At 68.0% G+C, this 13,793-nt stretch carries 14 protein-coding genes; 6 read left to right on the plus strand and 8 right to left on the minus strand.

All coding sequences use genetic code 11. The features are described 5' to 3' along the window. The first annotated feature begins 15 nt into the window (after positions 1-15). The 3 genes from OG474_RS10210 to OG474_RS10220 all read left to right on the plus strand — a co-directional run bounded on the left by OG474_RS10210 (position 16) and on the right by OG474_RS10220 (position 3,245). A complete protein-coding gene (locus OG474_RS10210) occupies positions 16-1,293 on the plus strand; it encodes a VWA domain-containing protein (RefSeq protein WP_405062008.1) in 1,278 nt (425 codons plus the stop codon). Next, a complete protein-coding gene (locus OG474_RS10215; RefSeq protein WP_405062009.1) occupies positions 1,290-2,006 on the plus strand; it encodes an FHA domain-containing protein in 717 nt (238 codons plus the stop codon). Before OG474_RS10210 ends, OG474_RS10215 begins: the two co-directional genes overlap by 4 nt. Positions 2,007-2,114: 108 nt before the next feature. Next, positions 2,115-3,245, plus strand: coding sequence for a Fic family protein (locus OG474_RS10220; RefSeq protein ID WP_405062010.1), 1,131 nt, complete (start codon positions 2,115-2,117; stop codon positions 3,243-3,245). On the opposite strand, the gene OG474_RS10225 is transcribed toward OG474_RS10220, so the two are convergent. Beyond that, positions 3,242-5,122: a prolyl oligopeptidase family serine peptidase gene (locus OG474_RS10225; protein ID WP_405062011.1), complete on the minus strand. Its 1,881-nt coding sequence runs from the start codon at positions 5,120-5,122 to the stop codon at positions 3,242-3,244. The two genes, OG474_RS10220 and OG474_RS10225, sit on opposite strands and share 4 nt — an antisense overlap. 27 nt (positions 5,123-5,149) lie before the next feature. After that, positions 5,150-5,890 carry an SDR family oxidoreductase gene (locus OG474_RS10230; RefSeq protein ID WP_405062012.1) on the minus strand — a complete coding sequence of 247 codons (741 nt, stop codon included), beginning with the start codon at positions 5,888-5,890 and terminating at the stop codon, positions 5,150-5,152. Positions 5,891-6,005: 115 nt separating this feature from the next. Between OG474_RS10230 and OG474_RS10235 the strand changes: the two genes are divergently transcribed. Further along, positions 6,006-7,184, plus strand: a complete 1,179-nt coding sequence (locus tag OG474_RS10235) for an epoxide hydrolase family protein (RefSeq protein ID WP_405062013.1) — start codon at positions 6,006-6,008, stop codon at positions 7,182-7,184. Here the strand turns inward: OG474_RS10235 and OG474_RS10240 are convergent. Together OG474_RS10240 and OG474_RS10245 are read right to left on the minus strand one after the other, a co-directional pair. After that, positions 7,155-7,613: a hypothetical protein gene (locus OG474_RS10240; protein WP_405062014.1), complete on the minus strand. Its 459-nt coding sequence runs from the start codon at positions 7,611-7,613 to the stop codon at positions 7,155-7,157. The two genes, OG474_RS10235 and OG474_RS10240, sit on opposite strands and share 30 nt — an antisense overlap. A gap of 38 nt (positions 7,614-7,651) precedes the next feature. After that, on the minus strand, positions 7,652-8,590 hold the full coding sequence (locus OG474_RS10245) for a GNAT family N-acetyltransferase (protein ID WP_405062015.1): 939 nt from the start codon (positions 8,588-8,590) through the stop codon (positions 7,652-7,654). A 214-nt stretch (positions 8,591-8,804) separates the two neighbouring features. On the opposite strand from OG474_RS10245, the gene OG474_RS10250 reads away from it, so the two are divergent. After that, positions 8,805-9,173 carry a ribonuclease domain-containing protein gene (locus OG474_RS10250; RefSeq protein WP_405062016.1) on the plus strand — a complete coding sequence of 123 codons (369 nt, stop codon included), beginning with the start codon at positions 8,805-8,807 and terminating at the stop codon, positions 9,171-9,173. Positions 9,174-9,243: 70 nt separating this feature from the next. Here the strand turns inward: OG474_RS10250 and groL are convergent, their stop codons facing one another. Together groL and OG474_RS10260 are read right to left on the minus strand one after the other, a co-directional pair. Next, on the minus strand, positions 9,244-10,869 hold the full coding sequence (gene groL, locus OG474_RS10255; protein WP_405062017.1) for a chaperonin GroEL: 1,626 nt from the start codon (positions 10,867-10,869) through the stop codon (positions 9,244-9,246). Between the two features lie 212 nt (positions 10,870-11,081). After that, positions 11,082-11,483 (minus strand): RidA family protein, encoded by a 402-nt coding sequence (locus tag OG474_RS10260; protein ID WP_405062018.1) that lies wholly within the window; start codon positions 11,481-11,483, stop codon positions 11,082-11,084. 88 nt (positions 11,484-11,571) lie between these two features. Between OG474_RS10260 and OG474_RS10265 the strand changes: the two genes are divergently transcribed. Continuing rightward, positions 11,572-12,444, plus strand: coding sequence for a GlxA family transcriptional regulator (locus OG474_RS10265; protein ID WP_405062019.1), 873 nt, complete (start codon positions 11,572-11,574; stop codon positions 12,442-12,444). Here the strand turns inward: OG474_RS10265 and OG474_RS10270 are convergent. Continuing rightward, positions 12,411-13,340, minus strand: a complete 930-nt coding sequence (locus tag OG474_RS10270) for a zeta toxin family protein (RefSeq protein WP_405062020.1) — start codon at positions 13,338-13,340, stop codon at positions 12,411-12,413. The two genes, OG474_RS10265 and OG474_RS10270, sit on opposite strands and share 34 nt — an antisense overlap. 54 nt (positions 13,341-13,394) lie before the next feature. Further along, positions 13,395-13,730: an MmcQ/YjbR family DNA-binding protein gene (locus tag OG474_RS10275; protein ID WP_405062021.1), complete on the minus strand. Its 336-nt coding sequence runs from the start codon at positions 13,728-13,730 to the stop codon at positions 13,395-13,397. Positions 13,731-13,793: the final 63 nt, after the last annotated feature.

The raw sequence follows: 13,793 nt of genomic DNA on the forward strand, positions 1-13,793 counted from the left end.
ACGAGAGGACCCGAGATGGCAGACTTCACCGCCGCTGTTTACCAGAACGAGTTCCTGCCTGACGGCGGTACCGACGTGCACGCGATCGTCACCGTGAACTGCACCGGCGCCGGTGCGGCCGGCCAGTCCGGCAGTGGTGACGCGGGCGAGATCATCATCGTCGACACCTCCGGCTCGATGGGCCGCGAGGGTGTGCAGGCAGCCGCGTTCGCTGCCCAGACCGCGCTCGACCAGATCCTCGACGGGGTCTGGTTCGCGGTGATCTCCGGCAACGACCGCGCACAGCTGGCCTTCCCGCCGTCCGCGGAGCCGGTGATGGTCAAGATGGACCAGTACACCCGGCAGGCCGCCAAGGACGCGGTGTCCCGCTTCTACGCCGACGGCGGCACCGCGATGGGCACCTGGCTGCGGCTGGCGGGCCGGGTCTTCGCGACCGTGCCGTCGCTGTCGCAGAAGCACGCCATCCTGCTGACAGACGGCGAGAACCAGCACGAGACGCCGGAGGCGCTGACCCAGGCCATCCAGTCCGTCACCGGCCAGTTCCAGTGCGACACCCGTGGTGTCGGCGTGGCCTGGCAGGTCGACGAGGTACGGCGGATCGCCCAGGCCCTGCTCGGCACCGTCGACATCATCCCGGCGCCGAGCCAGCTCGCGGCCGAGTTCTCGAAGCTCATCCAGAACGCGATGAGCCGTGGTGTCGCTCAGGCCGACCTGCGGGTCTGGGCGCCGCAGGGTGCCGAGGTGCTGTTCGTCCGCCAGGTGGCTCCGACCGTCGAGGACCTGACCTCACGCCGTACGTCGATCAACCCGCTGACCGGTTCGTACCCGACCGGCTCGTGGGGCGACGAGTCCCGCGACTACCACGTGTCGATCCGGCTGGCTGCGAAGGGCATCGGCCAGGAGCAGCTGGCCGCACGTGTCCAGCTGACCATCGGCGACAACGTGGTCGCACAGGGCCTGGTGAAGGCGCTGTGGTCGGCCGACGAGGCACTGACCACGCGGATCAGCCCTGAGGTCGCGCACTACACCGGACAGACCGAGCTGGCCGAGGCGATCCAGGACGGCCTCGCCGCGAAGGCAGCCGGCGACACCGCCACGGCGACCACCAAGCTCGGCCGTGCGGTCCAGCTGGCCGCCCAGACCGGCAACGAGGAGGCCACCACGCGCCTGCGCAAGGTGGTCGACATCGACGATCAGGACACCGGCACCGTCCGGCTGAAGCGGACTGTCGAGAAGGCCGATGAGATGGCTCTCGATACCGCGTCCACGAAGACCACTCGGGTGAAGAAATGAGCACAGTCAACTGTCCGAGCGGACACCCGTCCGTCTCGACCGACTACTGCGACGTCTGCGGCCTCCCCATCGGCGCGGCTGCCACTCCGGTCGCACCGCCCGCACCGGCGGTCGCTGCGCCCGGTCCGGCAGTAGCCACGCAGACCTGTCCGAACTGCTCGGACTCAGCCGCCGCAGACGCACTGTTCTGCGAGAGCTGCGGCTACGACTTCACCACCGGCACCATGCCGCGCGCAGCGTCGTCGCTGGACCTCTCGGCCACTCCCCCGACCGCACCGCCTGCCCCGTCACCAGTCGTGGCGGAGTGGGTCGTCGAACGCTGGGTCGACCCCGACTGGTACGCCGTACAGCAGAGTGACGACCCCTGTCCGTCACCTGGCCTGCCCGTGGTGATCCCGGTCGCGGAGAAGAGTGTCCTAGTCGGACGCCCCTCCCGCAGCCGCGGAATCGCCCCCGAGGTCGACTGCGGCGACGACTCCGGTGTGAGCCGTCGCCAAGCCCAACTGACCACAGACGGCCAGCGCTGGTGGGTCGAGGACCTCCAGTCCTCCAACGGCACCTACGTAGCCTCCGCCGCCGGCCCCCTCCCCGAAACCCCCATCCCCCCGGGCCAGCGCCAGGAACTCGACGCCGACGACCGCATCTACGTCGGCGCCTGGACCCGCCTGGTCCTCCGCAAGGCCACCCCGGAAGAACAAGCCGGCCAGGCTTAAGAACTCTGATCAGAAACCTGGACTAATCTTCGTCTAAGTCCAGGTTGTCAAATAACCTGGACTTAGACGAAGGGAAGTCCAGGTTGTAGCGCTGAACTGGCAGCCGACGTGGCTGACACCGAGCGCGGATTGGCGGCCTTCGAGGGCGCTCCAGATCAGGGACTGGAGCAGCTTGCCCGGTTTCTCCTCCGGGCGGAGGCCGTCGCCTCATCCAAGATCGAGGGTTTGCAGGTCAACAGCAGGCGTCTGGCCCGGCACGAGGCCCGGATCGCGGCAGGCATCCCCGATCAGGACGCCACTGCCGACGCCGTCCTCGGCAACGTCCTGGCCATGAGACACGCGGTCGATCAGGTGGCCACGGCGGAAACCGTCGAGCTCAAGCACCTGCTCGACATCCACGCGGCATTGATGGAGCACTCCGATCACCCGGACATCGGCGGTCAGGTACGCACGCGGCAGAACTGGATCGGTGGCAACGACTTCAACCCCTGCCAGGCAGTCTTCGTCCCCCCACCGCCCGAATACTTGGCAGATCTGCTGGACGACCTCTGTCTCTTCATCAATCGAGACGACGTTCCGGGCACCCTCCAAGCCGGACTCGTCCACGCACAGTTCGAGACGATCCATCCGTTCGCCGACGGTAACGGCCGGACCGGCCGCGCGCTGATCCACGTAGTCCTCAAGCGCAGGGGACTTGCCCGGCACTTCGTCCCACCGATCAGCCTGACTCTGGCGACGCGAGCCTCGGCCTACGTCGAGGCCTTGACCCGCTTCCGCTATGTCGGCGAGGCGGACAGCCCGCAAGCTCACAGCGGGATCCGCGATTGGATTGACCTGTTCCTGAGCGCGACCCGCCGTGCCACAGCCGATGCCGCGAACCTGCAGTCGCTGCTGGGACAGGTTCAACTCGAGTGGCGCACGGCGGCCCAACCGCGTGCAGGAAGTGCCGCGGACCGCCTGCTGTCCGAACTGATAGCCAATCCGGTCGTGACTGCCGACGACGCCATTCGGCTGACCGGCGCCAGCCGGTCGGCGGTCTTCGCGGCGATCGAAAGCCTCAGCGCAGCTGAGGTGATCCGGCCCGTCGGCGACCAGAAGCGGTATCGGCTGTTCGAGGCACCTCGGGTATTCGAGATACTCACCGACTACGAACGCGCGGCAGCGACAGAGTCGGGTGACACCCGGGGCGAGCGACCGAAGCGCGTCGTTCCCTACCGACAGACCCCCGGCCAGACCTAGCGCAGGAAACGGTTCAGCCAGTCGAGGACTGTCTGGTTCAAGAGGCGGGCGTTGGCTGGTTTGACGATGCCGTGGCCTTCGTCGGGGAAGGACAGATAGGCCGACTCGATGCCGCGGCGTTGGAGGTCGGTGAAGAGGTGGATGCCTTGGCTCGTGGGGACACGCTCGTCCAGGCCACCGTGGGTGACGAGGATCGGTGTGGTGATGTTCGTGAGGAACCGGACCGGTGAGCGTTCTTCGTAGCGCTCCGGCCGGTCTTCCGGCGTCCCGAACTGGCGAGCGAAATAGCCGGAGTAGTCCGCCGTGGCCTGGTGGCTCGCATGGTGCCAGATGCCGGCGTGGCTGATCAGACAACGGAACCGATCGGTCTGTCCGGCGATCCAGTTGATCATGTAGCCGCCGAAGGAGGCGCCGATCGCGGCTGTCCGCGTCGCGTCGATGTCCGGGCGCTGCTCGACCACATCGGTGATCGCCATCAGGTCGTCGTACACGGTCGCGCCCCAGCCCTCCCAGCCGCGCTCGATGAACTCCTGGCCGTAGCCGGTCGACAGGGCCGGGTCCGGCTGCAGTACGGCGTACCCGGCGGCGACCAGCCACCACGGGTTCAGGGACCAGATCCAGCCGCCGCCTGACATGTTCGGGCCGCCGTGCACCCTCAGGACCAGTGGTGCCGGCTCGTCGGTGTGCGGCAACAGCAGCCAGCCGAGAATCGTCGTACCGTCGGCAGCAATCGCTTGGACGCGTTCGACCCGGCCCGGCAGTTCAGCCTCCGACGGCACCAGCCGTACGACGGCACCGGTCGCCAGGTTGATGCGGACGGGCGCATGCGGGGAGTCGATGTCGTGGTGCAGCGCGTACAACGTGCTGCCGTCGGGCGAGACCTGCAGTCCTTGGTACGAGCCTGCGTCGGTGATCCGGGTCCGGGCTCGGGTCGCCAGGTCGACGCGCACGATCGGGCGGTCGCCATGATCGTCGGTCACCAAGTAGACGGCGCTGCCATCGGCGGCGAAAACGGGACTGGCCGGCTCGGACGGCCAGACCGCCCGGTCGTTCACCAGGTCGCTGAGGTCACCGGTCTGCAGGTCGATCAGCACCACCCCTCCTGACGGCGGGGTGTCGGGCTGCGGGTCCTGGCTACGGATCGCGACGACGTACCGGCTGTCGGACGAAAGGGCGGGTTCGGTGAAGAGGGCCGCCGGATCGTCGGCGATGACCCGACGCTCACCCGTTGCGACGTCGATCGCGACCAACTGTCCCTGTGGCCAGCCGGGGCAGTCGACGGACCACTTGGCGATCACGGTCCGGCCGTCGGGCGCGACGACGTACTCGGTCTCGGTCAAGGCCCGCCCTGGGGTGGGCGTCAGGTCGAGGCCGTCGACGACGTGCAGCCGGGTCTCGTCCGGACCTAGTTCGTGGTTGTAGATGCGTACCGGCGTGCTGGTGTGCAGGATCCCGCTGGACTTGCGGTCCTTGCGTTGCGCTTCGTCGTCGGCCGAGTCTTTGGCGCCGGGGAGCATCGGGGTAGCGATGACCACAGTGCTGCCACCGATGCGGACCTCGTCGACGCCACCCGAACTGGTGAGCACCTGCTCGGCCTCACCGGTCGTCGGCAGTCGCCAGAGCGCGGACTGGTCCTCGCGGGTGGAGATGAAGTACAGGGAGCCGTCGGGGTGGAACACGGGCTGCCTCTCACCGCCTGCTGATCTGGTGAGGCGCTGCGGCTCGGCGCTGCCGGTGGGGTCGAGCTCCCAGAGCGCACTGATCAGTTTGCCGGCCGCATCGTCGTACTGCGCGATGGCCGCGACCAGACGCGAGCCATCCGGTGCGAGCGCGAGCGAAGAGGGGCGTGGCAGGGCGAGGAAGCGGTCGAAGTCCACGGTCGACCGTAGCTCGCGGCCAGTCCATCAGAACGTGGCGATGAGGCCGCCGTCGACGGCTATGGTCTGGCCGGTGATGAAGGAGGCCGCGTCGCCGGCCAGGAAGACGACGACGCCGGCGATCTCCTCGGGGCGGCCCCAGCGGCCGAGGGCGGTTCGGGTGCGGAGCCACTGGGACCACTGCGGGTCCTGGGCGAGGTCGGCGTTCACCTCGGTGGCGAAGGTGCCGGGCGCGACCGAGTTGACGGTGATGGCGTGCGGCCCGAGATCTGCCGCGAGGGCTCGGGTCAGACCGTCCAGGCCGGCCTTCGCGACCGGGTAGGCGACGTCGCCCAGCCGGCCGAGCTGGCCCAGCACCGAGGACACGTTGATGATTCGTCCCGGCGTCCCGGCCGCCACCAGTTGCTGAGCCACCTGCCGGCTCAGCCGGTACGCCGAGGTGAGGTGGACATCAAGGATCCGGGTCAGATCGGCCGGGTCCAGCACGTCGAAGCCTCGGCGATCGCGGTGGCCGACGTTGTTGACCAGGATGTCGAGCCGGCCGAGCTCGGCGACCTGTTCACAGGCGGTCGGGTCGGTCACGTCGAACGCAGCGGAGGTGACGTCCAGGCCCTCGCCGCGAAGCCCGCCGACCGCTTGGTCCAGCGCCTCGGCGTCACGTCCGTTCAGCACGACCCGGGCACCGGCGGCAGCCAGGCCACGCGCCATCTCCAGCCCCAGGCCGCGCACCGACCCCGTCACCAATGCCGTCCGTCCGGTCAAACTCATGCCGACGACCCCTCCACTGAAACGATCGTGTCAGTACAGAGGATAGCCTGACCGGACAGGCAAATACCGCATTCGCCGGATCCGCGGATCTCGCCACGGCGGCACGCTGAACGGCATGAGCATCGAGCCATTCACTATCAAAGTGGCGCAGACCGACATCGACGACCTGAAGGCCCGCCTGCGTGCCGCGCGCTGGCCGGTCCCCCCTGCCGTGGACGACTGGAGTCGCGGCGTACCGGTTGGCTACCTGCAGGAACTGGCCGCCTACTGGGCCGACGACTACGACTGGCGGGCCGCCGAGGCCGGCTTGAACGAGATCCCGCAGTTCAGCACCGAAATCAACGGACAAAGGATCCACTTCTTCCATCAGCGCTCGGCTGAGCCGGACGCGCTGCCACTGATCCTCACCCACGGCTGGCCGGGGTCGCCGGTCGAATTCCAGGCGCTGATCGGTCGACTGACCAACCCGGTCGCGTACGGCGGGGACGCGGCGGACGCGTTCCACGTCGTCGTGCCGTCCTTGCCTGGCTACGGGTTCTCAACGCCACTCGGGCCAGGCGGGTTCAACCTGTTCGGAGTGGCTCAACTGTGGGTCGAGCTGATGAGCCGGCTCGGGTACGAGCGGTATGCGGCGCATGGCACCGACGCCGGATCCGGAGTGACCGGGATGCTGACGATGATCGACCCGGCACACGTTGTCGGCGCGCATCTGGCCGGAGTGACCGCCTCCACGCCGTTCGGCGGGCCGGTGTCACTGGAGGGGTTGTCAGAGTCGGACCAGGTCCGGGCTGAGGCGTTCAACCGGTACCTTGAGGACGGTGTCGGCTATCTGGTGCAGCAGTCGACGCGGCCGCAGACACTGGCGTACGGGTTGAACGACTCGCCGATCGGACAGCTGGCCTGGATCGTGGAGAAGTTCGCCGAGTGGACCGACCCGACCCACAAGCTGCCGGATGAGGCCGTGGACCGCGACCAGCTGCTCACCAACGTGAGCCTGTACTGGTTCACCCAGTCCGGCGCCTCGTCGGCGCATGCGTTCTACGAAGGCATGCAGGCCTGGAAGGCGATGCTCTCGCAGCAGTCCGGCGGCAGCGACGCGTCCTGGGGACCAGCCACGCCGCCTCCCACCGGGGTCGCGGTGTTCGGTGCAGAGACCGCAATCAAGAGCCTGGTCGATCCGGCGGGTGCCATGACCCACTGGACGGAGTACGAGCGCGGTGGTCACTTCGCCGCGATGGAGGTGCCGGAGTTGCTCACCAGCGATCTACAGCTGTTCTTCCGCCCGCTGCGCTAACGCCCGACTGGCCGGCCGCAAGCACTGCCACTCGATGAGGGCGCTTCCAAGCACGATCGGGATCGCCCACGTCCATGCGTGATCGGGCACGGTGGTGATGACGATGCCTGTCCACAGGGCGATCCAGGCGCCGCCGTACCCGCGAAGGACCCCGCGGTACCAGAGGCCGCCGGGAGACTCGGCCGATCGCTGCCCCAGGTAGACGAACAGGTAGGTGGCGAGGGCGACCGGCCAGAAGAACCAGAGCCGTTTCCAGTCGTACGGGACCATCACGAGCGCGCTCAGACAGACCAGTGCGATCACCCAGTGATAGCTCTCGCCGACCCAGTTCAACCCCCGGCGGCGCAGCGTGACGACGATGGCCGGGATCCCGAGCAGTACTCCCAGGACCCCGGCGACCACATGCAGAATCAGCGCGATATCTCGCACCGGACACTCCCTGACATGTCAGGGAGCATAGGGCGGGCTCACTCCTCCGGGAAGGACAGAACCCGCCGTACGGCGAAGTTTCGGTAACCGCCGCGTTCGAACGCCTTCGCCATCGGCACGTTGCCGAAATCGGTGTCGGCGCGGATCCGCTCGGCGCCGGTCTCCGCCAGCAGGTGGGTGATCTCGGCGAGGATGTCGTCGATGTAGCCGTGCCCGCGGTGCTCGGGCAGGACCCCGAGATACCCGACGACCGGCCCGCCGTTGTTCTTCGACGGGATCGCGAATCCGATCAGCTTGCCCTCGGCGTCGTACGCGAACCGCCACCAAGCGCGGTCACCGACCAGCATGGTCTGGTACAGCTCGACCTCTTCGCGAGCCGCCGCTTCGGCGCCGAGCCGCGCGACGTCCCGCGCGGTCGACGCGTCCAGACTGCCTTCGCTGACCCGCATGAACATGGTCACGAAGGCCTCGTCGTCGGCCGGCTCGAACCGCAGCCGGGTCGATCGCTGCGGCAGCCCGTCGGTGGGCTGCCACTCGTACCGCAGCCGGTCGGTGATCGCGGTCAGCCCGGCCGCCGCGGCTGCCCGCATGCGCAGCTCGACCGCCCCGGCCACGGCCGGCTCGGACTCCCAGCCGCTGTCCAGCAGGAAGTGGTACTCGGCCGGCTCGCCGTCGGCCGGCCTGATCTGCAGCTCCTGCTCGATCAAGGCCGTCCAGGACGGGACCGGGTCTCCGTCGCCGACGAAGTACAGGCCGTCGATGCTGAACGGGCGCTCCTGGCCGGGCACGCCCCACCAGACGGCCAGCGCCTGGATGACGCCGTTCTCCTCGACGACCCAGCTCCACTCGTGCCGGTAGTGACCGGACACGAGCGACTCGCGATAGCGGTCGAGCGTGGCGTTGTTCGCCAACGGCTGCTGCTCGACCAGGGTGTGGATGGTGTCGAGGTCGGCCTCGACGGTGTTACGGATGCTCACAAATCCTCCAACAGGAGGCGCGCCGCTCCGCTCAGTGCGAGCTGTGGTGGCGGGCAGGTCGCGCCGGAATACCAGACAGGGTGATCATCGGTCGCTCCTTCCGCTCACGGGATGGTCTCGCTGCGCCAGACTTTAGAGGCCGGGAGGGTCATAGTCCAACTGTTATTCACACCTGGGATGTGCGGTCGTTGCCCACGCCGGGAAGCCTCCCGCCATGAGAACCCTCATCACCGCCCTCACCCTCGCCGTCGCGACCACAGTCGCCCCCGCCGCGGCGTACGCCGCCCCTACCGCCATCTCGAACTGCGCATTGAGCTCGCTGCCGTCACAGGCCTCCGACACCCTCCGGCTGATCCACTCCGGCGGCCCGTTCCCGTACAGCCAGGACGGCACCGTCTTCCAGAACCGGGAAGGCATCCTGCCGGGGCAGTCGACCGGCTACTACCACGAGTACACCGTCAAGACGCCCGGCTCCTCCGACCGCGGCGCCCGCCGGCTGATCGGTGGCGGGTCGCCGGTCACCAACCCGCAGAACGTCTACTACACCGGCGACCACTACGCGTCGTTCTGCAAGGTGACCTGAACGCAGAAGCGGTCCCGGGCCGAAGCCCGGGACCGCTCGTACTGCTGAGGTACTGCTGAACTTCAGGGGATCAGAAGTCCATGCCGCCCATGTCGGGCGCGCCACCCGGAGCGGCCGAGGCCTTCTCCGGCTTGTCGGCGATGACGGCCTCGGTGGTGAGGAACAGGGCCGCGATCGAGGCTGCGTTCAGCAGCGCCGAGCGCGTCACCTTGGCCGGGTCGATGATGCCGGTGGCGATCAGGTCCACGTACTCACCGGTCGCGGCGTTCAGACCGTGACCCGGCTCGAGGTTGCGAACCTTCTCCACCACAACGCCACCCTCGAGGCCGGCGTTGAAGGCGATCTGCTTCAGCGGAGCCTCGACCGCGGACAGCACGATCGCTGCACCGGTCGCCTCGTCACCGTCGAGCTCCAGCTTCTCGAAGGCGAGAACCGAAGCCTGCAGCAGCGCGACGCCACCACCTGCGACGATGCCCTCCTCGACGGCCGCCTTCGCGTTGCGAACGGCGTCCTCGATGCGGTGCTTGCGCTCCTTCAGCTCGACCTCGGTGGCCGCGCCGACCTTGATGACCGCAACACCGCCGGCCAGCTTGGCCAGGCGCTCCTGCAGCTTCTCGCGGTCGTAGTCGGAGTCGGACTTCTCGATCTCGGCGCGGATCTGGTTGACCCGGCCACCGATCTGGTCCGCGTCACCCTCGCCCTCGACGATGGTCGTCTCGTCCTTGGTGACGACGATCTTGCGGGCCTGGCCGAGCAGCTCCAGGTCGACGGTGTCGAGCTTGAGGCCGACCTCCTCGGAGATGACCTCACCGCCGGTCAGCACCGCGATGTCGACCAGCATGGCCTTGCGGCGGTCACCGAAGCCCGGCGCCTTGACGGCGACGGCCTTGAAGGTGCCCTTGATCTTGTTGACGACCAGGGTCGCCAGCGCCTCGCCCTCGATGTCCTCGGCGATGATGGCCAGCGGCTTGCCGGTCTGCATGACCTTCTCCAGCACCGGGACCAGGTCCTTGATGCTCGAGATCTTGCTGTTCACGATCAGGATGTACGGGTCGTCGAGGACCGCTTCCATCCGCTCGGTGTCGGTCACGAAGTAGGGCGAGATGTAGCCCTTGTCGAAGCGCATACCCTCGGTGAGCTCGAGCTCGAGGCCGAAGGTGTTGCTCTCCTCGACGGTGATGACACCTTCCTTGCCGACCTTGTCCATCGCCTCGGCGATGATCGAGCCGACCTGGGTGTCGGCGGCCGAGATGGACGCCGTCGCCGCGATCTGCTCACGGGTCTCGACCGGCTTGGCCAGTGCCAGCAGCTGCTCGCTGATGGCCTCGACCGCCTTCTCGATGCCCTTCTTCAGGCCCATCGGGTTGGCGCCGGCGGCCACGTTGCGCAGACCCTCGCGCACGAGCGCCTGGGCCAGCACGGTGGCGGTGGTGGTGCCGTCACCCGCGACGTCGTCGGTCTTCTTCGCGACCTCCTTGACGAGCTCGGCCCCGATCTTCTCGTACGGGTCCTCGAGCTCGATCTCCTTGGCGATCGAGACGCCGTCGTTGGTGATCGTGGGGGCGCCCCACTTCTTCTCCAGGACGACGTTGCGGCCCTTCGGGCCGAGCGTCACCTTCACGGCATCGGCGAGGGTGTTCATACCCCGCTCGAGGCCACGGCGCGCCTCTTCATTGAACGCAATAAGCTTGGGCATTCTCCGCGAGTCCTCCCGCGTCGAGTCTTTTGATCAGCCGGCCAGATGCCCGCGACGGACGGCACCGGAGTCGTGGCGCTCATGTCCCGCCCCGCTCCCGGCACCTCATCGGGCCGTCATTGGTACTCATTCCCGGGGCGCGAGCCTTATCACTCTCACCCAGGGAGTGCTAACCAAGTATTAGCACTCGACCCAAACGAGTGCAAGCCAGGTCAGACCCGCGCGGTGAACGCGATCTCGATCAGCAGCTCCGGGAAGGCCAGCCGGGTGGTCTCGACGATGGTGCTCGCCACCTGCGGGTCCTCCCGCCCGTACGCCGCCTTGCGGACCGGACCGGCGAACGGGAACGCCGCCTCCATGTCGCGGACGAACAGCGTCTCCTCGACCACGTTCGCCAGCGAAGCGCCGTACCGCTGGAGGAGCTCCTCGGCGTTGGCGTAGGCCTGCCGCATCTGCTCCTCGATCCCCGCCAGGATCTCCGTGCCACGGTGGCCCACCTGGCCGGACAGGTAGATGGTGTCGCCCGACCTGATGGCCTGGACATAGCCGTAGTCCTGCTCCCACGGCACACCGAAGTTCTCGATCACGCTGTACTCCCCTTTGGAAAGATTCATTTTCAACTAACCTAGGGAGGGCGGGCAGGTCGCGGCCATCGGCCGCAGTGCCAGGAACCGCCGGATTCGTGCCTGCTGAGGAGTCATCGTGCCGGAGCTGGTGGTGGCTTTGCTGAAGCTCCCGCGGGCGATCTCGCTCGACCTGGGGATCGCGGCCCACGTATTCGGTCACCATGACGGCTACCGGGTGCTGGAGGACAGCGACCCCGAGACCGCGGCCGGTGCGGACATCATCGTCGTACCGGGTTTCGACGAGCCCGAGCTGCCGCCGCCCGCGCCGTACCTGGAGTTGCTGCGGGACACTCCGGCCCGGCTGCTCGGCATCTGCACCGGCACCTTCGCCCTGGCTGCCGCAGGTGTGCTGGACGGCCGTGAGGCGACCACGCACTGGCACTACACCGACCAACTGCGCCTCCTGCACCCACAGGTCACCGTGCTCGAGAACAGGCTGTACGTCGAGGACGGCCGGGTACTGACCTCCGGAGGCGGGGGCGCGGGCATCGACGCCGGCCTGCACGTCATCCGCACCGACTACGGCGCGGCCGCAGCCCACGAGGTCGGCAAGTGGGTGCTCGCCGCACCAGAGCGAGGCGGAGAGCACCGCCAGTACGCCGATGTGCTCACGCCACCGCGGTCAGACCTGGGACCGGTCCGCGCCTGGGTCCAGGAACACCTGGCCGAACCGATCACCATCGACCGCCTGGCATCTCAAGCCGCCCTGTCCCGGCGCACCTTCATCCGGCACTTCGAGAACGAGACCGGCCTACCACCCATGCGCTGGGTCGTCCTCCAACGCCTCCTGAGCGCCCGCCGCCTCCTGGAAACCTCCGACTGGACCGTAGACCGCATAGCCGCCACCACCGGCTTCGGCAGCGCCACCTCCCTCCGCGAAGCCTTCCGCCGCGAGCTGAGCACCTCCCCGTCGAGCTACCGCACTGACAGCCGCGCGGCGATGTCCTGACCCCGGTTGTCCGGCTGCGGCTCCGGGCGCTCGGCCTCCCGGCGTACAGCGCGCTCCACGGTCTCTCGCACCTTGGGGGCTAGGTTGCCGCGCTCGAGAAACAGCTCCGCGGTCCGCAACAGGTAGTCGTGCGACGCCGGAGTGGGCGGCTGAGCACGCTCTTCGAGAATGGCGTGTTTGACTGCAGGCGGTCGCGCCCAGGTGCCGTCCGCAGCGCGGTTGTTCTCGTAGAGGACGTGACCGCCGCGGTCGACCAGGTATACGTCGTCGATCAGGCCCTCTGTCTCCAGGGCCTGGGCCGTGTCGGGCAGCTCGTTGTAGAACTCGTCGTGCAGCTCAGGGTCGAACCAGCCACCGTCTCCCTCGGTGTCCAGAGCCGTCTGATGGCGCTCGGCGAGTGAAATGGCGCTGTCCGCGTGGTTGACGATCAGGTAGACGAAGCTGCACCGGTAGCCCAGATCTCTCAAGTCACCAGCCCACTTCCGCGCCCACTTCTGCCGGGCGAGCGGATGGCCGGCCAAGAGGTCGTACCGCGGATCTCCTGTGCAGAAGTGCTTCAGGATCACCTCGTGCAGGTGAGCATCGGGACCGTTCTCCACGGCGTCGGCCACCATCTCGAGTCCCTGGATCCCGTGCGCGCGCCGGAGTGCGCAGTACCTGGGATGGACCCGCAGGTTGTCGTCCCCGTCGTACAGCACGATGCGGTCGGCTCCGAGCGCTGCATGGACCAGCCGCTGCATCGTCGTCTTACCTGCCGCCGGCTGGCCGCCGAACACGACGGCACGCGGTCGCACGCCGGGGGCCCGGTCCGGTAGGTAGCGAGGCGTGAGCTGGGCGAGCCGCTCCGCAAACGCCCGCTCCCGCTCTGCTGTGGTGAGGGCTGCATCCACACTCATCCACTCAGCATGCCCCTGCTCGCTACGTCGCAGCGAGCCATTTCCGCGGGCGGCTCAGTGGTCCAGCTGGGCGATCAGGTACTTCGGGGCGGTCAGGCGCCAGGCCTCGGTGAGGAGCTCGGTGACCTCGTCCTCGTCGGCGACCGCCAGGGTCACGTCGACCCAGGCGAAGCGGCCGCTCTCCCAGGACGGTGCGTAGACGTCAGGGCTCTCGGCGACGAGCGCCTCCTGCTCTTCGCGGAAAGCCTTCACGATCAGCCGAGTCTCGTCCTCGGACAGATACGCGAAGCCCTTCTTACGCACCTTGAAGGCAGGCTGCCCTGCCCACCCCACGTGCTCCTCCGCCCCTGGCAGCCCCCGCACCAACTTCAGCACCACCTGCGCATCCATGCCACCAACGCTAAGCACCCCCACCGACAGTTCTCAGCCGCCGACCACGCCGAAAGTAGTCAG

The organism is Kribbella sp. NBC_01505 (assembly GCF_045040285.1).
In the GTDB taxonomy this organism is placed as follows: Bacteria; Actinomycetota; Actinomycetes; order Propionibacteriales; family Kribbellaceae; genus Kribbella.

What these genes read in the sequence shown, in the direction of transcription:
- OG474_RS10250 (WP_405062016.1), top strand. Translation starts at nt 8,805, where the DNA reads ATGAGAACCCTCATCACCGCCCTCACCCTCGCCGTCGCGACCACAGTC.
- OG474_RS10230 (WP_405062012.1), bottom strand. Translation starts at nt 5,890, where the DNA reads ATGAGTTTGACCGGACGGACGGCATTGGTGACGGGGTCGGTGCGCGGC.
- OG474_RS10270 (WP_405062020.1), bottom strand. Translation starts at nt 13,340, where the DNA reads ATGAGTGTGGATGCAGCCCTCACCACAGCAGAGCGGGAGCGGGCGTTT.
- OG474_RS10260 (WP_405062018.1), bottom strand. Translation starts at nt 11,483, where the DNA reads ATGAATCTTTCCAAAGGGGAGTACAGCGTGATCGAGAACTTCGGTGTG.
- groL (WP_405062017.1), bottom strand. Translation starts at nt 10,869, where the DNA reads ATGCCCAAGCTTATTGCGTTCAATGAAGAGGCGCGCCGTGGCCTCGAG.
- OG474_RS10210 (WP_405062008.1), top strand. Translation starts at nt 16, where the DNA reads ATGGCAGACTTCACCGCCGCTGTTTACCAGAACGAGTTCCTGCCTGAC.
- OG474_RS10235 (WP_405062013.1), top strand. Translation starts at nt 6,006, where the DNA reads ATGAGCATCGAGCCATTCACTATCAAAGTGGCGCAGACCGACATCGAC.
- OG474_RS10275 (WP_405062021.1), bottom strand. Translation starts at nt 13,730, where the DNA reads ATGGATGCGCAGGTGGTGCTGAAGTTGGTGCGGGGGCTGCCAGGGGCG.
- OG474_RS10215 (WP_405062009.1), top strand. Translation starts at nt 1,290, where the DNA reads ATGAGCACAGTCAACTGTCCGAGCGGACACCCGTCCGTCTCGACCGAC.